This window comes from Thermosynechococcus sp. B1, assembly GCF_030322985.1.
Classification (GTDB): Bacteria; Cyanobacteriota; Cyanobacteriia; order Thermosynechococcales; family Thermosynechococcaceae; genus Thermosynechococcus.
On record NZ_CP096573.1, the window covers coordinates 722129 to 744527 of the forward strand.

Genomic DNA, 22399 nt, shown 5'->3' on the forward strand with positions numbered 1-22399 from the left:
ATCAAAAACTCAGTAATGTCCCAGTTCAAACAGCTGTGAATCAGCACGTACAACCTTTGGATTATTTCCGCATTATCTCACCTTGAGGGATCAAAACTGTGGGCGGTGCAGGATGCTTACAAACGTTTACGAACAACTTCAGTGTTCAAGCGGGTTGCAGATAGGGCAAGGCCAGATAGAAACTGGTGACGGTCTTGGCATCTTTCACTTGACCACTATGAATCGCAGCGGTCAAGTCAGCTAGAGAAAACTCCACAATTTCAATGTGCTCGTCGGTGTCCTGAGGCGGGGGTGTCTCTAGTTTTTCCAGCTCAGTGGCCAAGTAGGCGTAGATCACTTCATCAGAATAGCCGGGGGCAATGTAAAACTCTCCCAGTTTTTGCCAATGGTGGGCGCGGTAGCCCGTTTCCTCTTCAATTTCCCGCTCAATCGTAGCAAAGGGCTTTTCGTGATCCTCAACGGTGCCGGCTGGGAACTCCAGCAGATATTCCTCAGTGGCAAAGCGGTATTGTTTGACAAGGATCAGGTTGCCCTCTGGGGTCACCGGCACAGCTAATGCCCCCCCTGGATGCCGCACAGTTCCCAAGATCGAGACAGACCCATGGGGCAAGCGATATTGATTGACCTCAAAGGTAAACTTACGACTGCGGCAAAAGCAGTGGCGTTCGAGGACTTCGGGGGGGATTTTCGTCATAGGGGTTAGACAAGGGTGCGATCGGTGAGAATTTCGTAGCCCGTTTTGGTGACCAAGACCGTGTGCTCAAATTGGGCAGAGAGGGAATTATCAACCGTAACCGCTGTCCAGCGATCGCGCAAAATCCGCACCTGCTTTGACCCCGCATTGACAATGGGTTCGATAGCTAGGGTCATCCCTGCCCGCAGCCGCACATTCTTGAGTTCAGTGGTGCGAAAGTTAAACACCGAGGGTTCCTCGTGGAGATTGCGACCCACACCATGCCCTGTGAAGTCCTCCACCACCACAAAGCCATTGGCTTCGACATAATCTTGAATGGCACCCGCCAAATCCATGAGGTAGTTGCCTTCTTTGACCTGCTCAATGCCGCGGTAGAGGGCTTCTTCGGCAACTTTTACAAGCTTGGCCGCCTCCTCAGAGATCTCCCCCACCGGAATCGTAATGCAAGAGTCGCCATGGAAGCCGTTGTAGTAGGCACCGGTGTCAATCTTAACGATGTCGCCATTGCGAATCACTTTGCGGGGGCTGGGAATGCCATGAACCACTTCATTATTGATGCAGGCGCAAATGGAGGCCGGAAAACCCTGATAGCCTTTGAAGCTTGGTGTTGCCCCCATTTCGCGGATGCGTTTCTCAGCATAGGCATCGAGATCCGCCGTCGTCATGCCCGGCTCAATCATTTGGGAGATTTCCTTGAGCACCGTCGCGACAATCCGCGAGGCCTGCCGCATAATCTCAATTTCTCGCTTAGATTTAATTTCAATGCCACGGCGGGGGCGAGTTTGGACAGGGGTGGTGGGGGGAGTGAGCAGACTGCCAAGGATATTCATGGGCGCGATGCAACCGCAAAAATCGTTCTTTTTCAGGATAACGCTGTTGCGCTGATCAGGGGAATGTCAATTTTATCCTTGAGGGATGGGTGAACGAAAATGCGCTTGATAGAGCTGCTTAAATCGCCGCTGTTGCTGCCCGTGATCCACAATTGGCAAGGGATAACCGCAGCGATGCCGCTCTAGGGGAGAAATATTTCCCGTCACCAAATCTGCCGTGTCTAGGGATTTCAATTCCGGCAGCCAACGGCGAATGTACTCCGCCTCAGGATCAAATTTTTGCGCTTGACTGGCTGGGTTAAAAATCCGCAGCGGCTTTGGATCCATCCCACTAGAGGCACTCCACTGCCAACCGCCATTATTGGCTGCCAAGTCGCCATCAATCAGTTTTTGCATAAAGTACTGCTCACCCCATTGGGGATTGATGATTAAGTCCTTGGTGAGGAAACTGGCCACAATCATGCGGCAGCGGTTGTGCATCCAACCCGTTTCATCGAGTTGGCGCATGGCGGCATCCACAATTGGGTAACCGGTGCGCCCCTCACACCAAGCCGCAAAGTGTTCTGCGTGATTCAGCCAAGGAAAAGTGGCAAATCCTTCACGATGGGGACGCTCCGCCAAGTGGGGAAACCAATAGAGGGCGTGCTGATAAAACTCCCGCCACGCCAATTCCTGCTGCCACGTGCGAATACTCGTTTGTGCCTCTTCACTGCGGGCTGCGGCCATAGCGGCCTGACTGGCTGCCCAGACACGACGAATACCAATGACACCGAACTTGAGGGCAGGGCTTAAGAGGGAGGTTCCAGGTTGCGCTGGATAGTTGCGCTGCTCACCATAGTCTTGAATGTGCTGGTCAATAAAGGTCTCCAGTTGTGCTTGGGCAGCGGCTTCACCGGGAGCAAGGATCAGTTCTCCTGACCAGTGAAATCCCAAGTCCTTGGCAGTGGGCAGCGGTATCGCCCCTAGGGCTGTGGCTGTCGCTTGTTCAGCTTCTGTCAGAGGTTCGAGGCGTTGGGGAGTGGGAGCTGGCTGCGGTTTGGCAAGGCTCGACCAGTTGCGCCAAAAGGGGGAATAGACGGTGTAAGGCTGCCCCTGTTTTGTTTGTACGGCCTCTGGGGGATGTAGGAGTTGATCCCATGTGGTTTCGACGGCAATGCCTTTTTCCTTGAGGGCAGCAGCCACAGCGCGATCGCGATCGCGACCGTAGGGTTCCACATCCTCATGCCAATGCACCGCCACCGCCCCTAAGCCACCGGCCACTTGGGGCAGAATTTGACGCGGGTCACCATGAAAAATTAAAAAGCTCCCCCCAAGTCGCTGATAGGCTTCTTGCAAGGCCTGTAGGCAACCCATGAGGTATGTCACCCGCACCGCCGCAATGTCCGAGGCACTGAGAATCGCCGGGTCAAAGCAAAAAATGCCAACCACTTTGGGAGTTTGGGTGTAGGCAGCCGCCAACCCCACACTGTCACTGAGGCGCAGATCGCGACGATGCCAAAACAGGCGCAGGCTCATCGCCCGTCCATCCTAGGCGCCCTAGAAAATAGCGCCAATACATTCATTGGTTGCGGCTTTAACTTCCGGGGGTTCATTGTCGGCAGTCATTTTCTGAAATTCCTCATAGCTCATTTTTTGTTGGAGGCGGTTTATCAGGCAAGTGCAATAGCGATCGCCGCGATCGCCAAAGCCGGGAGGCGCTTGCGCCGCAAATTTGGTTTGACACTCCTGCATAAAGACCGCGATCGCCTCTGGGGGATAAGTCGCCGCTGGCATTTCTTGGGCGAAAATAGATAAACTCAGCAATCCCAGACCGCTACTGCTGAGAAGGCTCATCACGAGTTTGGAGAATTTCATTGGGGCGGTACCTGATCCGATTCTGGCAAAGAGCTTCCTGCGGTTGCTGCACTTCCAAACTTTTGTTGAGTTAGCGATCAAGTCATAGACAAGGATGCCACGTTTATCTATACTTGTTTTCTATCGTTTTGTGTGTCCAGTTATCGGCAAAGGAGGCTCTCATTTCTGAACCACTTGCCCTCACCCAAAGCCTAAGGGGTACCCGTGAGATTCGCGATAACTATCAAGTGTTTCGCCTGACGGGTCTCATTGATGCGTTCTCCGAGTCGGCCTTTCGCAAGGTCATTAGTAAGTGTTTTGACGATGGGCCTGCCAACGTCATCTTAGACCTTTCAAAAATTGAGTTTATTGACAGCTCTGGCCTCGGCATTTTGGTACAACTCGCCAAAAAAGCCCAAGAGCATCAGGGTCAACTGCAAATTGTCACCAATCCCCGCATCACCCAAACGGTCAAACTCGTGCGTTTAGAAAACTTTTTGCCCCTTCAGCCGGATCTGGCGACGGCGATCGCCCAAATTACTGGCGAAACCCATTCCTAAACATTCTGTTCCTGTGGCAGTAAAACCAAGGGGGGTCTCTTTAGCTGAAACGTCATGCTGGACTCTGCTGGATTATTGCCCCTTGTCCCCCCCAAAATTCCCGCCCATCAACTGCCACCGGCGGCTTTGGCCTACTTTGGCGACGCCGTTTATGAACTCTTTATCCGCTGGCTTTTTCTAACCCCGCCCCAACGCATCAATACCTACCACCGCCAAGTGGTGGCGCATGTGCGTGCTGAAAGTCAAGCCCGTTATATGGACTTCCTTTGGCAGCATTGCACCGAAACCGAACGCTCGATTTTTCGTCAGGGTCGCAATGCGGCTGCCGATGGCCCAAAGCGAGTTGCCGCAAAAATTTACCGCCAAGCTACTGGCTTTGAAGCCCTACTGGGATACCTCTACCTCACCAATCCTCAACGTCTACAGGAGATTTTTCAACTGCTTGAGCGGCACATTCGCAATGAAATGAACAGCAATATCGACGAAGCAGAATCCCGTAATGAAATGTAACCACTGCGTGATAGGATGCTTAGTGGCCAGTTCAAGGCATCCTCGGATGCTCCCTATTCTGCTGTGACTGTTCCCGATTCTGCTTCAGCACCCTCTGCGCCATCAACCATTGCCAATTCCCCAAAGAAGGGCGGCTCGATGGCCGAGTTTTATCAACTCTGTCGCGAATTATTCACGACAAGCCTCGTGCTGATGGCGATCGCCTTTGGAGCGGTTTGGCTGATTCACGGCCTGAACACAGCGTTGAACTACCTTTTGGGGGCAAGTGCGAGCCTAATTTATCTGCGGCTCCTCGCCCGCAGTGTGGAGCGCCTAGGAAACGACCAGAAAAAGCTGGGGAAAACGCAGCTCCTTGTCGTCGTGGTTGTGATTATTTTGGCAGCCCGTTGGCAAGAGCTACATATTATTCCAGTGTTCTTGGGGTTCTTAACCTACAAAGCCGCCATTCTGGTCTATATGTTTCGTACGGTTTTGCCGTCCCCTTAACGCTGGCTCACTGTAGTGCTTAGACAACCGAGCGCGGAGGCATGATGCCTTTGATACACCTTTGGACAGCTCTTCCCCTTGCCAAGTTGGAGGTGGGGCACCATTTCTACTGGCATATTGGCAACCTAAAAGTTCACGGTCAAGTCTTCATCACCACTTGGTTTGTGATGGCCATTCTGATTGCGGCGGCCTTTGCCGCCTCGCGGAATATCCAACGGGTGCCCAGTGGGATTCAAAATCTGATGGAATACGCGCTGGAATTCATCCGCGATTTGACCAAGAGCCAAATGGGTGAGCACGAGTACCGAGCTTGGGTTCCCTTTGTGGGGACACTGTTCCTGTTCATTTTTGTTTGTAACTGGTCAGGCGCACTGGTACCGTGGAAACTCATCGAACTACCAGAAGGGGAGCTAGCAGCACCCACCAATGACATCAATACCACCGTGGCCTTGGCTTTACTGGTCTCCTTGGCCTATTTCTACGCCGGGCTACGCAAGCGGGGGCTGAAGTATTTCACCAAGTACATCGAGCCAACGCCCGTCTTACTTCCCATTGCCATCTTGGAAGATTTTACAAAACCGCTTTCCCTGAGCTTCCGTCTTTTTGGCAACATCTTGGCGGATGAATTGGTGGTGGGGGTCTTGGTGTTGCTGGTGCCCTTGTTTGTGCCCTTGCCCGTGATGGCCTTGGGACTCTTTACCAGTGCCATTCAAGCCCTTGTGTTTGCCACCCTCGCAGCCACCTACATTGGGGAGGCCATGGAGGGGCATGGCGGCGAGCACGAAGAGGCTCACTCCTAAAAGGGGTACATACCCTGCTATTGTTATCTCTGGAAATTTTGTTTCGTCCTACTACGTCTCGAGGAAATCAACTATGGATCCGTTAGTCGCTTCTGCTTCTGTTTTGGCTGCTGCTCTGGCAATTGGTTTGGCATCGCTTGGGCCTGGGATTGGTCAAGGGAATGCCTCTGGTCAAGCCGTGGAAGGGATTGCGCGGCAACCGGAAGCGGAAGGTAAAATTCGGGGTACACTGCTGCTGACCTTGGCATTCATGGAGTCCCTGACCATCTACGGTCTGGTGATTGCGCTGGTGCTCCTGTTTGCCAACCCCTTTGCATCCTAATTAACCCCAGTGGGGGAGGCTTGGATGAGCTTTCCCCCGATCCCCCATTCTGGAGAGGCTGATGTTTGATTTTGATGCCACCCTACCCCTGATGGCTGTGCAATTCTTAATCTTGACCGTCATTTTGAATGCGCTGCTGTACAAGCCCTTGGGTCAGGCGCTGGACAATCGGGATGAATATATCCGAACCAACTTGCAGCAGGCCAAGGAGCGGTTGCAACAGGCAACTGAACTGGCTCAGCAGTATGAGCAGGAATTGGCCAGTACCCGTCGCCAAGCCCAAGCCTTGATTGAAGAGGCCAGAGCCGAGGCACAAAAAATTGCCACCGCCGAAATTGCTGAAGCACAGCAGGCCGTGCAGGCAGAGTTACTCAAGATTCAAGCAGAAATTGATCAGCAAAAGCAGGCGACACTGCAAGCGCTTGAGGGTCAAGTTGCCAGCTTGAGTGAACAGTTATTAGCGAAGTTACTGGCCTAGGAGTGTGGGTCATGGACGCAGTATTTTTATTGGCAACGGAAGAAGCGGGGCATTTTGGCATTAACACCAATTTGCTCGAAACCAATGTGATCAACCTTGCCATCATTATTGGGGTATTGGTGTATTTTGGGCGGGGCGTACTTGGCAAAACCTTGGGCGATCGCCAGCAACAAATTGCCACAGCCATTGCGGAAGCCGAAGAACGCCAGAAAGTGGCCGCTGCCCGCCTCGCCGAAGAGCAACAAAAACTGGCTCAGGCCAAGCAGGAGGCACAACGCATTCGCGAAGACGCCCTTGCCCGTGCCAAGGCTGCCAAGGAAGAACTCATTGCCCAAGCCAAGCGAGAAATTGAGCGCTTGAAGGAAACCGCTTCCCAAGATACCAGTGCCGCCACTGAGCGGGCGATCGCCGAAATTCGTGAGCGGATTGCTGCTATGGCACTTGCCGAGGCCGAAAACCAACTCAAAGCGCGTTTGAGCCAAAATCCAGACCTTCAACGCACCCTTGTTGATCGCAGTATTGCCCTACTAGGAGGCAAATGATGCAGACCACTGTCCGTGGTGAACTTGTTGAACCCTATGCCGAGGCGCTGCTGTCGTTGGCGCAAACCCACAACCTCATTGATCAGTTTCAGCAGGACACGCAGTTAATTCTGGAACTCCTTGCCAGCTCCAGTGAACTGCAACAGTTTCTTGCCAATCCCCTGATCAAGCCTGAGGCCAAAAAGAATGTGCTGCGGCAGTTGACAGTGGATAAGGTGCACGGCTACTTCCTCAACTTCTTAATGTTGCTCGTGGATCGGCGGCGAATTAACCTTCTTGGCCCTATTTGTGAGCAGTATCGTGCCCTTGTGCGCAAACTCCGCAATGTGGTCTTGGCGGAAGTCACCAGTGCTGTCGAACTCAATGACGATCAACGCCGTGCCGTGGTCGAAAAGGTCAAAGCCATGACCGGTGCTGCCGATGTGGAGCTTGTCACTGCCTGCGATCCCGAACTGATTGGTGGCGTGGTGATTAAAGTTGGCTCCCAAGTCTTTGATGCTAGTCTGCGGGGTCAACTCCGCCGCCTCAGTCTCACCTTGGCGCAAGCCGCTTAACGTCCCTTTGTAAACTGTTCAACCCTTGAGAGCGACTTCTATGGTAAGTATCCGACCCGACGAAATCAGTAGCATTATTCGCCAGCAAATCGAGCAGTACGAACAGTCGATCAAAGTCGATAATGTCGGTACTGTATTGCAGGTGGGCGATGGCATTGCCCGTGTCTATGGCCTCGACAAAGTGATGGCCTCAGAATTGGTGGAATTTGAAGACGGCACCGTGGGGATTGCCCTTAACCTCGAAGAGGATAACGTAGGGGTGGTGCTGATGGGCGATGGCCTCGGTATCGAAGAAGGCAGTACGGTGCGGGCCACCGGTAGAATTGCTTCCGTGCCTGTGGGTGAAGCGGTCATTGGTCGGGTCGTGGATGCGCTGATGCGCCCCATTGACGGCAAAGGGGAGATCCACACGACGGCAACCCGCCTGATTGAATCCCCTGCCCCCGGTATTGTCCAGCGCAAATCTGTGTGTGAGCCGTTGCAAACGGGGATTACGGCTATTGACGCCATGATTCCCATTGGTCGTGGTCAGCGAGAACTGATCATTGGCGATCGCCAGACCGGAAAAACGGCCGTTGCCATTGACACAATTCTGAACCAAAAAGGCCAAGATGTGATTTGCGTCTATGTGGCCATCGGTCAAAAAGCGTCCAGTGTCGCTCAAGTGGTGAACGTGCTGCGGGAGCGGGGTGCACTCGATTACACGATTGTGATTGCCGCTAACGCCAGTGATCCAGCCGCTTTGCAGTATCTCGCTCCCTACACCGGTGCCACGATTGCTGAGTACTTCATGTACCAAGGCAAGCACACCCTCGTCATCTATGACGACCTCTCCAAACAAGCGCAAGCCTATCGGCAAATGTCGCTGCTGCTGCGCCGTCCCCCCGGTCGTGAAGCCTACCCTGGGGATGTGTTCTATCTCCACTCCCGCCTGCTGGAGCGTGCCGCCAAACTCAACGATGCCCTCGGCGGTGGCAGCATGACGGCGCTTCCTGTGGTTGAAACCCAAGCCGGTGACGTGTCTGCCTACATTCCCACCAACGTCATTTCCATTACCGACGGTCAAATCTTCCTCTCCTCTGACCTCTTCAACGCTGGCTTGCGTCCTGCCATCAACGCGGGGATTTCCGTGTCACGGGTGGGTTCTGCTGCTCAAATCAAAGCCATGAAGCAGGTGGCTGGCAAACTGAAGCTGGAATTGGCGCAATTTGATGAACTGCAAGCCTTTGCCCAGTTTGCCTCTGACTTGGATAAAGCCACCCAAAACCAACTGGCACGAGGCCAACGCCTGCGGGAAATTCTCAAGCAGCCCCAGTACTCACCCATTCCGGTGGAATACCAAGTGGCAACCATTTACGCCGGTACCAATGGCTACCTTGACGACATCCCCGTTGAGGCAGTGGCCAAGTTTGTTGCCGGTCTGCGGGACTACCTACACACAAGCAAGCCCGAATACGGCGAAATCATCCGCACCACCCAAAAACTGGATGAAAAAGCTGAAGCCTTGCTGAAAGAGGCGATCGCCGAATACAAAGCTGGCTTTACTGCCTAGGCGCGATCGCGTTATATCATGCTCTGAACCTGCCCTCTACCCAGGGTAGGTTTTTTTATGCCTAGGCTACTCTCAAGTGTCAAAAATCATTGCAGTTTCCTGAAGCCATCCCCCTGAGCCTGCCGTCCTCTCCTACACTGGGATCCTAGGGCGAGGTTTGACAAAGGAGAAAACAGTGCGTGTCGTCCTCATGGCCGGGGGAAGTGGTACTCGGTTGCGTCCCCTCACCTGTGATCTACCTAAGCCAATGGTGCCGGTGGTCAATCGTCCCATTGCTGAGCATATTCTCAATCTCCTACGCCGCCATAGCCTTGATGATGTGGTCATGACATTGCACTATCTCCCCGATGTCGTGCGCGACTATTTTGGCGATGGGAATGAGTTTGGGGTGCACCTAAGCTATGTCGTTGAGGAAGAGCAGCCCCTTGGCACAGCAGGTTCAGTCAAAAACATTGCCAATTTGCTAACGGATCCTTTTTTGGTGGTCAGTGGCGATAGCATTACCGATATCGATTTAACCGATGCCCTCCGTTTTCACCAGCAGCACGGTGCTCCCGTAACCCTGATCCTTGCCCGTGTACCTCAACCGAAGGAGTTTGGCATTGTCTTTACTGATAGCGATGGTCGCGTGCGGCGGTTTCTCGAGAAGCCCTCAGCGGGGGAAGTCTTTACGGATACGGTGAATACAGGCATCTACATCCTCAGCCCTGCTGTCATGGACTATCTCAATAGCGGCATCGAGCGGGATTTTTCGCGGGATTTATTCCCGTTGCTATTGCAGGCGGATGTGCCGATGTATGGTTATATCACCGATGCCTACTGGTGCGATGTCGGTAGTCTGCAAACCTATCAACAGGTGCAACAGGATGCCCTCTATGGCCGCGTGCACTTGGAAATTCAGGGGCACGAAGTTCAGCCGCAAATTTGGGTAGGGCACAACACCACATTGCCGCAAACAGTTCAGCTACAGGCGCCGCTAGTCTTGGGCAATAACTGCCGCTTTGGTGCGGGGGTCACCCTTGGGGCAGGGACGATCTTGGGAGATAACGTGATTGTTGGTAATGGCAGTCGGTTGCGCTCAGTGGTGGCTTGGAGTGGCTGTTTTATTGGGGATGACAGTGAATTAGAGCACTGCATTTTGGCTCGCCATGTCCATGTCGATCGCCATGTGAGGGTGCACGAAGGGGTAATTATTGGCAGTCGCTGTGTGGTCGGGGAGGAAGCTAGCCTCAGTCAGGGGGTGCGGCTTTGGCCGGGCAAACGCATTGAAGCGGGTGCAATTGTCAATGAAAGCCTGATCTGGGGCACAACGGGGCAACGCTATCTCTTTGGCCAGCGGGGGGTAGCCGGTGTGGCCAATGTGGACATTACACCGGAGTTTGCTGTGCGGCTGGCGGCCGCCTATGCTTCAATCCTTGAGCCCGGAACTAGTGTGCTGGTGTCGCGAGATCAGCGCAATGTGTCGCGGATGGTGTCCCATGCTCTGATGTCGGGTTTGATGTCGGTGGGGATTCATGTCCTCAATTTGGAGGCGATCGCCCTACCGATTGCCCGCTTTGCTGCCCAAACCCTTTCAGTCAGCGGCGGAATTCATGTGCGTGCCCATCCCGATCGCGCCGATCAACTGTTGATTGAGTTTTTTGACCATAAGGGCATCAACCTGAGCAAAGCCAAAGAGCGGCAAATTGAAACCGCCTACTTCCGCGAAGATATTCGCCGCGCCCTACTTACGGATGTCGGTGTCATGACCCATCCCAACAACTGCGTGGCCGCCTATGCCCAGGGCTTTGAAAAGTGGCTAAATACCCAACTGTTTTATGGTAGCGCCGCCAAAATTGTCATTGACTATGCCTATGCCGTTTCTGGGGTTGTCTTGCCACAAATCCTCAGTAAGTTTGGCTGTGATGCCGTTGTTCTCAATGCCACCCTGCACCCAACCCCCCTCAATATTCTCGAGCGACAGCGACTCCTGCGGGAACTGGGACAGGTGGTGACAGCGCTATCTGCCAGTTTGGGGGTGCAAGTCTCCGCCAATGGTGAACGGTTGACCTTAGTGGACAATGCCGGTCAGGTGTTCAGTGATCAAGAACTCACAGCGTTGATGACCTACTTGATCCTCTTGACCCATCCGGGGGGCACTGTCGTGGTGCCGGTCACAACTTCTAGTGCGGTGGAGGCGATCGCCCATCAACAGGGCGGACAAGTGATTCGCAGTCGCACCAACCCCACTGATCTCATGGAAGCCTGCCAACACCACAGCGGTGTGGTTCTCGGCGGTTCTGCGGAAACGGGATTTATTTTCCCACAACTGCATCCGGGATTTGATGCCATGTTTACGATCGCCACCCTGATCGAACTGCTGGCACTGATTGGCAAACCCCTCACCGTCATGCGCCAAGAACTGCCCCGCGTCCACTACTATCATCGCCCGATTCGCTGTCCTTGGATTGCCAAAGGGTCATTGATGCGCCACTTGGTGGAAACCCATCCCCGCAATCACTTGAGTCTCATTGATGGCGTCAAAATTGGTGAACCCAATACTGACCACTGGGTACTGATTCTGCCCGATGCCAGTGAGCCATTGGTACACCTCTACGTCAATAGTCCCGATGCCACTTGGAGTGAGCAGATGCTGCAACGCTATAGCCGCCGCATTGAAGAGTTTGCCCGCTTGGAACCCCTCTCAGATGCCACAATAAAAATGTGAGCAAAATCCCGTAGAATCAGGGAAAATTTTTCGTACGTTAGGCGCAATGGTGGTGTTGAAAACCGAGAAAACCCAAGGGGACTTGAGCGATAAATTGCGGGGCATTGCCCGTTGGTGGTCGGAATTCAAAATTCAAACCCGCCTCATGGCCACAGCAACCCTCGTGGTCTCGATCATCATGAGTGGTTTCACCTTTTGGGCGGTGAATACCATTCAAACCAATGCCCACCTCAATGACACCCGCTATGGCCGCGATTTGGGGTTGCTCTTAGCTGCCGATGTGGCGCCCCTCGTGGCCAAGGGGGATACCGCCGCTGTTGCCGAATTTTCCCGTAAGTTCTATGAGCGCAGTGCCAGTATTCGCTACATCCTTTATGCCGATCCCGATGGCGAAATTTACTATGGCCTCCCCTACTCTGCCCCCCAAGTGGAAAGTGCGCTGACCCTGCGCCGCCGTATTCAACTGCCGGACACCTACCGTGCCAGCCAAGAACCCCTTGTGCGCCAACACCAAACCCCCGACGGCCTTGTGGCCGATGTCTTTGTGCCATTGATATTTAATGATGAAAATCTAGGAGTTGTGGCTTTGGGCATTAATCCCAACCAAACGCTTATTGCCTCTGCCAATCTCACCCGTGATCTGACCATTGCCGTGTTTGTCTCCCTCTGGATCATGGTGATCTTGGGCGGAGTGTTCAATGCCCTGACCATTACCCAACCCATCAAAGAGTTGGTACAGGGGGTGAAAAACATTGCCGCAGGAAATTTTAAGCAACGCATTAACCTGCCCTTTGGTGGTGAACTGGGGGAGTTGATTGCTAGCTTTAATGACATGGCAGAGCGGCTTGCTTCCTACGAAGCGCAAAACATTGAAGAACTGCAAGCGGAAAAAGCCAAGCTGGATACCTTGGTTTCCACCATTGCCGATGGGGCAATCCTGTTGGACACTGACATGCGGATTATTTTGGTCAACCCCACGGCTCAACGTCTCTTTAATTGGGAGGGGATGAATGTCATTGGTCAAAATGCCCTGAACTGTTTTCCGGCGCCGGTGTGTGAAAAACTCACCTGTCCTCTCTACAAAGCCTCCAAGGGCGAATCGGAAGGGGGAGAATTTCGCGTCACGCTCCAAGAACCCAGCTCGCGATCGGTACGCATTTTGCTGACAACGGTTATGGATGTGCAACGGGAAAAACCCAAGGGCATTGCGATTACGATTCAGGACATCACCCGCGAGGTGGAACTCAACGAAGCCAAAGCGCAATTGATTAGCAATGTTTCCCACGAATTGCGCACACCTCTATTCAATATCAAATCGATCATCGAAACCATTCAAGAGTACGGCAGCAGTCTTAGTGAAAAAGAGCAGCAGGAGTTTCTGGAAACCGCGAATCACGAGACCGATCGCCTGACTCGTCTTGTGAATGATTTCCTCGATATTTCTCGCCTCGAATCGGGTCGCCCCTATCAATTTGGCTCGGTACAGATGGCGCAGGTGATTGATCAGATCATGCGCACCTACCAACTCAATGCTGCCAATAAGTCCATTACCCTCACTGCCGAAGTGGAAAACCCCTTGCCACCGGTTTGGGGCAACTACGATCTACTCATTGGTGCCCTCACTAACTTGGTGGGGAATGCTTTGAAGTTTACCCCCGAAAATGGACGGGTAACCATTCGTGCCTATGTCTGGCATCCCCCCAGCGATCCAGAGCAGGAACGGGTGCGCATTGAAGTCGCCGACACGGGTATGGGCATTGCCCCAGAGGATCAACCCCGCGTCTTTGAACGGTTTTTCCGCGTTGAGAATCGCGTGCATACCCTAGAGGGGACAGGGCTGGGGTTGGCCATTGTCCAAGATATTATCCACAAGCACAATACACAAATTCATTTAATTAGTGAATTGGGGGTCGGCAGTACCTTTTGGTTTGATTTGGCCATTGATGAATCCGCCCTCGTTAATAACCCTGATGGCACTGCTGAAACGGCACTTCCCCCCGCTTGAAACAGGTTCGGAGTCAGTGTTGATGGGGGCGATCGTTGCCAACAACCACAAATGATCCGCTAAAATCTGAAGGCAAGAATCAATAACTCCTCACGCCGATGGTTCCTTGGGCTTGACCCTCAGGAAAAGAGACAAATTTTTGTATTGATTTTGCTGCCCTATCTAAAACCAAATAACTAAGCATTGGGGTTGAGGACGTGAAAACAAACTTATTTGCACCCGTTGCCCTTCTCTCTGTTCTCGGCAGTACGGGAGCGGTGTTACCTGCTTTAGCGATTCCAATTATCACCCCCACCCAACAGGATATTCAGCCCCCCCTACCGGATCCGCCCCCCCTACCCCCCACGTCGCCACCCGCTCTTGAACCGCCCCCTTCACCCCCTAGCCCAGCCCCCGAGTCAGAAAACGTTTTAATACCTGTACAAAAAATTGTTGTTGAAGGGAGTACTATCTTTGGGCCTGCGGAATTTGATCCGATTATTAAGCCCCTGGAAGGGCGTCAGGTGACGCTTGCGGAGCTACAAGGCGCTGCCGATGCGATTACAAAACTCTATCTTGAGGGGGGCTATTTGACCTCTCGCGCCGTTTTAGGCGAGCAGGTGGCACGGGATGGGGTAATCACGATTCAAGTGCTTGAAGGCCGCCTAGAGGACATTCGTATTGAAGGGAATAAAGGAATTATCCAACGCTATATTCGCAGTCGTATTGCCCTCGGTGCCGGCGTGCCCCTCAACTCCAATCGTCTGGAAGAGCAGTTGCGCCTGCTGCGAACGGATCCTCTCTTTGCCAATCTTTCTGCCAGTCTGCGACCCGGCACGACGCCCCAAGACAGTATTTTGGTGGTACGGGTGGTGCCCGCCCGCTGGTTTAATGCCGCCTTTGGTTTGGATAACAATACACCACCGGCGATCGCCCCCAGCCGTGCTACTGTCTTTTTGGGATACAACAACCTCAGTGGCCGCGGCGATAGTGTCTATGGCTCCTACGCCATTAGCAACAACCTTAGCACCTTTGACTGGGGAGCGTCCAACACCGTAGAGTTTGGCTACAGTCTGCCCCTCAATGCCATGAATGGCACACTCACCATTCGCACCGTACAAGCAGACAGCGAAATTACCCGCCCCCCCGCCCTTGCTGGCTTGAATATTCGCAGTGAGTCTTCTATTTACGAAGCCAGTTTTCGCCAACCGGTGATTCGCAATCTCCGTGAGGAACTGGCCTTTGGCATTGGCTTCCTGATGCAGTCGGCACAGACTTTTGTTTTGGGAGTGCCAACCCCCATTTCCATTGGTTCTGATCCATCGGGCTATAGTGCCACCCGAGTGCTGGAAGTGAGCCAAGAATATATCCGCCGTGATCCCCAAGGGGCATGGGTCTTTCGTTCGCAGTTCAACTTTGGCCTGCCGATCTTTGGCGCCACCGAAAACCCCAGTCCAACCCCTGATGGTACTTTCTTTAGCTGGCTGGGACAGGGACAGCGGCTGCAACGCCTCTGGGCAGATAACTTCTTGATTTTGCGTACGGATGTGCAACTGAGTCCCAATAGCCTCCTCCCCTTTCACCAATTTGTCATTGGTGGCCCCCTGTCGGTGCGGGGTTACTCAACCAATGCCCTCTCTGGGGATAATGGCCTGCGGTTCTCTGGGGAAGCCCGTTTTCCCATACTGCGCACTGCCAATCGTCGCCCGATTATTTCCATTGGACCGCTGTTTGATCTAGGGGTGGTCTGGAACAATAGCCGTAATCCTGCGGGTGCAGTGCCCGATAATGTGATTGCCGGCTTAGGTATGGGACTCTTGGTGCAACCAACGCCCAACTTAGACATTCAGTTCCAGTACGCGGCACCATTGATTGATCTGCCCGGTCAAACCCGCAGTTTGCAGTCCGATGGCATTTACTTTACGTTGACGGTGCGTCCCTAGGGCGTATCGAGGGCTGCGCGGAGTGACTGACAAAACTCGGCGACAGCGGCAACTCCCTGCTCTGGTTCTGCCAGACGTTTGACAAAGGCACTGCCGACAATGGCAGCATCGGCGCCCCAATCGCGCACTTGGCGGGCATGCTCCGGACTGGCAATGCCAAACCCGACACCGATGGGCTTGGGAGTGATCTGGCGTAGGGTGTGCACCAGTTCCTGAACCCGAGTGGCCATTTCTTGGCGCATGCCAGTGACACCCGTGGTGCTGACAAGGTAGATAAAACCTTGGGAGGCGGTGGCGATCGCCTGCATCCGTTCGGGCGATGTGGTGGGCGCAATCAGTAGTGTCAATTCCAAGCCTAGATGCGCTGTTTCTGCAAGAACGGGTTCTGCTTCCTCAAGGGGCAAATCCGGAATCACTAAGCCCTTGATCCCGGCTTGGGCAACGGCTTTCAGAAATGAAGAGACCCCTCGATGGTAGATGGGATTGTAGTAGGTAAATAAAATGAGTGGTGCCCTCAGTTGGCGGTGTAAGTCCGTTGTCATTTCTAAGACTGCCTCGAGGCGAGTTCCCCGTTGCAGGGCGCGGGTAGCGGCTGCCTGAATCACGGGACCATCGGCCAAGGGATCGGAATAGGGCATTCCCAGTTCAATCAAATCTGCACCATGGGCATCTAAGGCCTTGAGGGCAGCAACCGTCGTTTCTAAATCAGGGTCACCGGCAGTCAAAAAGGGAATCAGGGCACAGCGTTGGCGGGCACGACATTGCTCAAAGCGTTCAGAAATTGTAGGCAAAGTCACAGGCAGTCGCTCTAAAAGATGCATAATAATTGTGCCAGATTAGATACTGTTCCTATAGTGGCCGATGCCAGTGAGGGTCATCTAAGCGTGAGTTGGTGGCGTTTTCTCCCCTTTGGCGATCGCCTGCGGCGCAGCGAAGCGGTTGGCGACCTGCGGCAGTGGACCCTAGAAGCACGATTGCTCCACTGGTTGACCCTAGTGTGGATTGGTCTTGGCTTGGTCGTCCTCTTTTCCGCTAGTTTTCCCGTCGGTTTGGCCGAAACAGGGGATGGGCTGTACTACTTTACGCGCCAGTTGCTGTGGCTTGCCCTTGGCTGGATAGGCTTTCAAGTGTTTCTGCGGCTGCCGCTGCGGCGATCGCTCCAGATGGCCATTCCAGGTTTCTTTTTGTTTCTGCTGCTGATCTGGGCAACACGCCTACCGGGGGTCGGGACAACGGTGATGGGCGCCACCCGCTGGATTAGTCTTGGTCCTTTTCAACTCCAGCCCTCGGAAATGATGAAGCCTTTTTTAGTCCTGCAAGCCGCTTGGGTGTTTAGTTCTTGGCGGCGGCTGCATCTCAAGGCACGCTGTTTTTGGTTAACGGCCTTTGCCGTGACGCTGCTGGGAATTTTAATCCAACCCAACCTCAGCACCACCGCCCTCTGTGGCATGACATTGTGGCTGATTGCCCTTGGGGCAGGTTTACCCTTGGCGCCCCTACTGTTAACAGCCATGAGTGGCTTGGGCTTGGCAGTCCTCAGCATCAGCATTAACGAGTATCAACGGCGGCGGGTGATGTCCTTCCTCAACCCTTGGGCGGATGCGATGGGGGATGGCTACCAACTGGTGCAGAGTCTCTTGGCGGTTGCTTCGGGGGGCGTTTTGGGCACGGGCTATGGCTTTTCACAGCAAAAGCTCTCCTATTTGCCCATCCAGCACACGGATTTTATTTTTGCGGTCTATGCCGAGGAAATGGGGCTATTGGGGTGCCTCTTGCTCCTAGGACTGCTGGCGGCCTACGGTTGGCTGGGAATGCGGGTGGTGAATCAGGCGCGGGATCCCCTGATCCAGCTCATTGCCTTGGGGGCAACGGTGATCATGCTCCTACAGGCCCTGATTAATATAGGTGTCGCCATTGGTATCCTACCGACAACAGGATTACCCTTTCCCCTCTTTAGCTATGGCGGTAGCTCAATTATGGCCAGTATGGCGATCGCTGGCCTGTTGATTCGCTGTGCCCGTGAAGGACAGCAGGCAGAGGTGATTGCCTTCCCCGCTGCCACAAACACTCGCGCCAAAACGTCTAGAACCCACCGCCGCCGGGCTGCCCCAGTCGTACCCCTGCGTCCTGAAGGGATCAATCGCTATTCTTCCCGCAAGCCCTAGGCTGACACTTCCCGGCCATCTGAGCGCCATACAGCAATGACGGCAGGCCGAGGCACGACCACCTCTTCTCCATAGGGCCAGCGTGTTGGCAGATCAGCTGTGGATTTTGCCCCTTCCCCCGGATGCTGAATAGCACAGAAGAAGGTTTGATAGTCACTGCTAAATTCAGGGCCACAAATTTCACAGCCGGGCACGCCAGAGAGGAACATCTTCAGTTCGCGGCGCTGCGGATTGAGGACATAAACGCCATCATTTTTGCCCAAGCGGGTTGATCCGCCATTGCCATCGGTGGCAATCCAGACATTGCCGGCGCGATCGAAGGTCAAGTTATCGGGGGCTGAGATTGGCGGTACCTCTGCGTTGGTGGGTTCACCATACAGCACTAACTGGCGGTTTTTCTCTGGGGCGGAGGGATCTCCACAAAGCAAAGGTAAACGCCACTGAAACTGCAAGGCGGTTGGGTTATTGCCCTGCTCAATCATTTCAATCACATGCCCCATCACATTTTCAGGACGCGGGTTGGCGCCATCCGTGGCCTTAGCCTTCCGTTTCTCGTTGTAGGTCAGCGCCAGCCAAACACTTTTGGTGACCGGATTCCACTCGAAGTCCTCGGGTCGATCCATTTTTGTTGCCCCTAGGGCATCAGCGGCGGCGCGGGTGTAAATAAAACACAGGGCAGGATCCTGTTGGAAGGCTGTGGGCAGATTGGGGTTGGGGGTAATTGTACTGCCCTCAACGCGGGCGATCGCTCGCCATTCACCCGTCAGATCGTCATTAAAGCGAGCAACGTACAGTTCCCCTTCATCCAACAGGTTCAAGTTGGCGGCGCGATCGTTGGCTTGGTACTTGCCCTTGGTAATGAATTTGTAGGCATACTCAAAGCGTTCATCATCCCCCATATACACCACAACTCGACCATCGGGGGCAATCACCGTTGTCGCCGCCTCATGGCGAAACCGTCCTAGGGCTGTGCGTTTAATGGGGGCGCGATCCGGAGAAAGAGGATCCACTTCCACAACCCAGCCAAAGCGAAAGGCCTCTTGGGGTTCCTTCGCGATGTTGAAGCGATCTTCATAGAGATAAAAGCCATAGCGATCGGCCCGCTCATTGGGAATGTCATAGCGCTTATGCAGCTCCTTCACCATGCCCGTGAGGTTGCTATCACTGCCGCCAAAATAGCTATGGAAGTTTTCCTCGCAGGTGAGTACCGTGCCCCAAGGGGTTTTGCCCGCTGCGCAGTTATTGAGGGTGCCATTCACCCGTGTCCCCGTGGGATCCGCAGCCGTTTTCAAAAGGGCGTGGCCTTTAGCAGGGCCAGAAATCTCACAGGGCGTTGAACCTGTGATTCGGCGGTTGTAGGGCGAGGCTTTCACATATTGCCAGCCACCATTGGCGTTTTTGGCAATCTCGACAATGGAGAGTCCATGGGCCTCCCGCTGGAGTGCGGCTTGCCATTGATTGGGGCGATCGCCCACGGTTTGAAACATGAGTTCGGGATTGGTGTATTCATGATTCACGACCAGCAAATGCTTGCCATCGGGTGTGGTCTGATAGCCAACAAAATCACAGTTGTAGCCAAAGCACTGCTGCTGCCGCTGGACATCGGCTGCGGTGACTGTTTGGTGAATGCGATTCCAATTCAAGTTTTCACCACCATCGAGGGCATCGCCCCAGCGAATCACGACGCCATGCTCAAAGCCCTCAGGCAGCGTAATTTTATCGTCGGTGTTGGGGTAAATCGTTGGAAAGCCTAAAGCCGGTGCAGTGGCACACCCCTTGGTCAGGGTTGCAAGGGTTAAACCCGCCGCGCCAAAAAGAGCAGTTTTTAGTACGGTGCGTCGGCTTAGGACACGGGGTAACAGATCACCAAAATATTCAGCCATGAAGCGTATCTCGTTCCAAATTCATCCACTGTGGGCAGCCAGTTCCTAAACTTTAGGGAAGTTGGGTTAGGGTTTGCCTAAGAAATGGGGGAAAAATGGTTAAGATACGCTACAGAGCAGCGGCCAGCAATTTTTGCGTGTAGGGATGCTGCGGCTGGGCAAACAATTGGGCAGTGGGAGCCAGTTCAACGATCTTACCAGCGTACATGACGGCAATGCGATCGCAAAAATAGCGGGCGATCGCCAGATCGTGGGTGATAAAGAGATAAGTGAGTTGGAATTGTTCCTTTAACTGTTGCATCAGCGCCAGCACCTGGCGTTGGATATGGGCATCGAGCATACTCACTGGTTCATCACAGACCACCAGTTGGGGATGGGTAATCAGGGCACGGGCGATCGCCACCCGTTGGCGTTGTCCCCCCGACAGGGCATGGGGATAGCGATGAACATACACTTCACTGGGGGTTAATTCCACCTGTGCCAGCATCTCGCGTACCCGTTCTTGGGCAGCCTCTTTGGCCATCAGCCGATGAATTAGCAGTGGCTCCAGCAAGTTTTGCCCTACGGTCATTTTGGGATTGAGGCAGGCATGGGGGTCTTGGAAAATCATTTGCAGATCGCGGCGGACTGGGCGCAGTTGTGCCGCTGGTAATTGAGTTAAATTGCGCCCCAAAAAGACCACTTCACCGGCGTTGGCGGGAATCAGTTGCAGAATCAGGCGCGAGAGCGTACTTTTACCACAGCCGGATTCGCCCACAAGGCCAAGGGTTTCTCCGCGGCGCAACGTTAGATCGACGCCATCAACCGCTCGAATCGTGGTTTGCGGTTGTAGCCATCCCCCCAAGCGGTAGTGCCGCTGTAAATTGTGAACCCGCAGCAGTTCTGGGGCAGTGTCCAAGGGTGGGGTTTCTTTAGGGGTGAGTTGGGTGGCCGCAAGTAGGGACTGGGTATAGGGGTGGTGGGGCTGTTGCAGCACTTGACGAGCCGCTCCCAGTTCAACAATCTTGCCTTGGTGCATGACCGCAAGGCGATCGCAATACTTGGCCATCAATGCCAAATCGTGGGAAATCAGCAGCAGTCCCCGCTGCTCCGCTTGGCACAGGCGCGTGAGTTCATCGAGAATTTCCGCCGCGACAGTCACATCTAGCGCCGTTGTCGGTTCATCAGCAATGATCAGGGGTGGGTTCAAGAGCAACGCAAGGGCGATCGCCACCCGTTGACGCATCCCGCCACTAAACTCATGGGGATACTGATGCAGGCGATTGGCCGAAATTTTCACCCGATCCAACACCTCAACAATGCGCTGCCGCCGTTGGGAGCGACTCCAAGCAGAGCAATGACTCCGCAATAGCTCATCGCAGTGGTCATAGACGCTCATGAGGGGATTGAGGCGCGTCATCGGATCTTGAAAGACCAAACCAATTTGCTCGCCCCGCAGTCGCCGCAATTGGGAAGTGGTCAGCCCCAAAAGGGATTGCCCCTGAAGGGCGATCGCCCCAGCAACTTGGGACCCCGGCGGCAATAATTGCAAAATGGCCTTACCAATCGTGGATTTGCCACAACCCGACTCCCCCACTAAGCCAAACCGCTCCCCTGCGGCCACACAAAAAGAAACACCATCCACCACGCATGTTGCAGCAGATGATGTCTCCGTTGTAGGGTAGGCGACCCGCAGTTCCCTGAGTTCTAAAAGAGTCGCCATGGGCTGGTCGATCCTAGGCAGGTTCGATGCGGGCGTAAAAGACCCCTTGAATTTTCACTTCGTGAGGTTCGTGGGCACCCATATCATCATCGGAGAGTTGCTCACTTTCAAAGGTGCCAGCAATTTCACCCGTGCGGCCATCCACTTTCGCCACATTCAGAGAAATTTCACCCTTGGTCAGGGAGAAGCGTTTGACGTTGGCGCGAGCCAGCTCTTCTTCTTTACCTTGGGGAATGGCGATCGCCGAATCATAACCAGAGGCCAAGCCCCGTCCTTTGGGATCGAGGAAGTTGGCGGTGCGGTAGGAAGGAACGGTGAATTCCCCTTTGAAATCCGTTGAAGTGGTGATCCTGCTAATGTTGGGCTGAGTGCTCGCCACCAAGTTTTTCACCGTAAACAGCAGTGGGATACGCTCGCCACCGGGCATTTGCACGGTCACTGGTTGGAAATCAATCCCATCCTCTTCTATGAACGTGAGGCTGCCATCGCTGTTGACCTTGAGTTCCCCTTGAATTTGATCCAAGCTCGTGGTTTCGCGGGTCACCAGTTTTGTGGGAACAAATTCGGCCTCTTGGCGTTTGTTCTTAGGCTCTTCCTTGACCAAAAATGTCGTCGGCTGCAAGCACAGTTGGGCAATGCGATAGGTTTGGGAGCTATCAATGGGGTAGGCACCGCGTGCCGTATCATCAAGCGTGGGGCACTTGTTGGCCAGACCAGTGCCGACAATATCGTCATAGGTTAAAGTCTGTTTTGCGGCAAAGGCGGGGGCGCTCAAGGAAAAAATCCCTAAACATACCGCCAGCAGCGTCGCCATTAAAATGCGATATTTCATGGTTAACCTCAGAAGTCAAAGC

21 protein-coding genes are annotated in these 22399 nt (G+C 53.9%); 13 read left to right on the forward strand and 8 right to left on the reverse strand.

Annotation, left to right across the window (positions count from 1 at the left end; all coding sequences use genetic code 11):
- Positions 1–145: 145 nt before the first annotated feature.
- The 4 genes from M0644_RS03715 to M0644_RS03730 form a co-directional block, all read right to left on the reverse strand.
- Positions 146–694 carry an NUDIX hydrolase gene (locus M0644_RS03715; protein WP_286626637.1) on the reverse strand — a complete coding sequence of 183 codons (549 nt, stop codon included), beginning with the start codon at positions 692–694 and terminating at the stop codon, positions 146–148.
- 5 nt (positions 695–699) lie between these two features.
- Positions 700–1524, reverse strand: coding sequence for a type I methionyl aminopeptidase (gene map, locus M0644_RS03720; protein WP_149818287.1), 825 nt, complete (start codon positions 1522–1524; stop codon positions 700–702).
- 72 nt (positions 1525–1596) lie between these two features.
- Positions 1597–3039, reverse strand: coding sequence for a deoxyribodipyrimidine photo-lyase, 8-HDF type (locus M0644_RS03725; RefSeq protein ID WP_286626639.1), 1443 nt, complete (start codon positions 3037–3039; stop codon positions 1597–1599).
- A gap of 21 nt (positions 3040–3060) precedes the next feature.
- Positions 3061–3378: a hypothetical protein gene (locus tag M0644_RS03730; protein ID WP_286626640.1), complete on the reverse strand. Its 318-nt coding sequence runs from the start codon at positions 3376–3378 to the stop codon at positions 3061–3063.
- A 128-nt stretch (positions 3379–3506) separates the two neighbouring features.
- Between M0644_RS03730 and M0644_RS03735 the strand changes: the two genes are divergently transcribed.
- The 12 genes from M0644_RS03735 to M0644_RS03790 all read left to right on the forward strand — a co-directional run bounded on the left by M0644_RS03735 (position 3507) and on the right by M0644_RS03790 (position 15795).
- Complete coding sequence (locus M0644_RS03735) at positions 3507–3917, forward strand: STAS domain-containing protein (RefSeq protein ID WP_226972000.1); 411 nt, start codon at positions 3507–3509, stop codon at positions 3915–3917.
- Positions 3918–3971: 54 nt separating this feature from the next.
- Complete coding sequence (locus tag M0644_RS03740; RefSeq protein ID WP_149818294.1) at positions 3972–4427, forward strand: Mini-ribonuclease 3; 456 nt, start codon at positions 3972–3974, stop codon at positions 4425–4427.
- Between the two features lie 15 nt (positions 4428–4442).
- Entirely contained in the window at positions 4443–4913 is a 471-nt protein-coding gene (locus M0644_RS03745; RefSeq protein WP_286626642.1) for an ATP synthase subunit I, read from the forward strand.
- Between the two features lie 41 nt (positions 4914–4954).
- Positions 4955–5713 carry a F0F1 ATP synthase subunit A gene (atpB, locus tag M0644_RS03750; RefSeq protein WP_149818298.1) on the forward strand — a complete coding sequence of 253 codons (759 nt, stop codon included), beginning with the start codon at positions 4955–4957 and terminating at the stop codon, positions 5711–5713.
- Positions 5714–5786: 73 nt separating this feature from the next.
- Complete coding sequence (gene atpE, locus M0644_RS03755) at positions 5787–6035, forward strand: ATP synthase F0 subunit C (protein WP_009767951.1); 249 nt, start codon at positions 5787–5789, stop codon at positions 6033–6035.
- 61 nt (positions 6036–6096) lie between these two features.
- The gene (locus tag M0644_RS03760) at positions 6097–6513 is read left to right on the forward strand and encodes a F0F1 ATP synthase subunit B' (RefSeq protein ID WP_206199672.1); all 417 of its coding nucleotides are present in this window, start codon (positions 6097–6099) and stop codon (positions 6511–6513) included.
- An 11-nt stretch (positions 6514–6524) separates the two neighbouring features.
- Positions 6525–7055 carry a F0F1 ATP synthase subunit B gene (locus M0644_RS03765; RefSeq protein WP_226972001.1) on the forward strand — a complete coding sequence of 177 codons (531 nt, stop codon included), beginning with the start codon at positions 6525–6527 and terminating at the stop codon, positions 7053–7055.
- Complete coding sequence (gene atpH / locus M0644_RS03770; protein ID WP_149818303.1) at positions 7052–7609, forward strand: ATP synthase F1 subunit delta; 558 nt, start codon at positions 7052–7054, stop codon at positions 7607–7609. The genes M0644_RS03765 and atpH overlap by 4 nt, the downstream gene beginning before the upstream one ends.
- Before the next feature lie 40 nt (positions 7610–7649).
- Complete coding sequence (gene atpA, locus M0644_RS03775) at positions 7650–9161, forward strand: F0F1 ATP synthase subunit alpha (RefSeq protein WP_149818305.1); 1512 nt, start codon at positions 7650–7652, stop codon at positions 9159–9161.
- 175 nt (positions 9162–9336) lie between these two features.
- Entirely contained in the window at positions 9337–11868 is a 2532-nt protein-coding gene (locus tag M0644_RS03780; RefSeq protein WP_286626649.1) for a mannose-1-phosphate guanyltransferase, read from the forward strand.
- Positions 11869–11914: 46 nt separating this feature from the next.
- Positions 11915–13873: a two-component system sensor histidine kinase NblS gene (gene nblS / locus M0644_RS03785; protein ID WP_206199677.1), complete on the forward strand. Its 1959-nt coding sequence runs from the start codon at positions 11915–11917 to the stop codon at positions 13871–13873.
- 197 nt (positions 13874–14070) lie between these two features.
- Positions 14071–15795, forward strand: a complete 1725-nt coding sequence (locus tag M0644_RS03790; protein WP_286626651.1) for a ShlB/FhaC/HecB family hemolysin secretion/activation protein — start codon at positions 14071–14073, stop codon at positions 15793–15795.
- Here M0644_RS03790 and trpA read toward each other — a convergent pair.
- Positions 15792–16586, reverse strand: a complete 795-nt coding sequence (trpA, locus tag M0644_RS03795; protein WP_315863020.1) for a tryptophan synthase subunit alpha — start codon at positions 16584–16586, stop codon at positions 15792–15794. The genes M0644_RS03790 and trpA overlap by 4 nt on opposite strands.
- 93 nt (positions 16587–16679) lie before the next feature.
- Here trpA and M0644_RS03800 point away from each other — a divergent pair, with 93 nt between their 5' ends.
- Positions 16680–17960, forward strand: coding sequence for an FtsW/RodA/SpoVE family cell cycle protein (locus M0644_RS03800; RefSeq protein WP_286626653.1), 1281 nt, complete (start codon positions 16680–16682; stop codon positions 17958–17960).
- Here M0644_RS03800 and M0644_RS03805 read toward each other — a convergent pair.
- The 3 genes from M0644_RS03805 to M0644_RS03815 all read right to left on the reverse strand — a co-directional run bounded on the left by M0644_RS03805 (position 17957) and on the right by M0644_RS03815 (position 22377).
- Entirely contained in the window at positions 17957–19843 is a 1887-nt protein-coding gene (locus M0644_RS03805; protein WP_149818316.1) for a PhoX family phosphatase, read from the reverse strand. The two genes, M0644_RS03800 and M0644_RS03805, sit on opposite strands and share 4 nt — an antisense overlap.
- Positions 19844–19952: 109 nt before the next feature.
- Entirely contained in the window at positions 19953–21545 is a 1593-nt protein-coding gene (locus tag M0644_RS03810) for an ABC transporter ATP-binding protein (protein ID WP_286626655.1), read from the reverse strand.
- Positions 21546–21558: 13 nt separating this feature from the next.
- The gene (locus M0644_RS03815) at positions 21559–22377 is read right to left on the reverse strand and encodes a photosystem II manganese-stabilizing polypeptide (RefSeq protein ID WP_286626656.1); all 819 of its coding nucleotides are present in this window, start codon (positions 22375–22377) and stop codon (positions 21559–21561) included.
- Between the last annotated feature and the right edge of the window lie 22 nt (positions 22378–22399).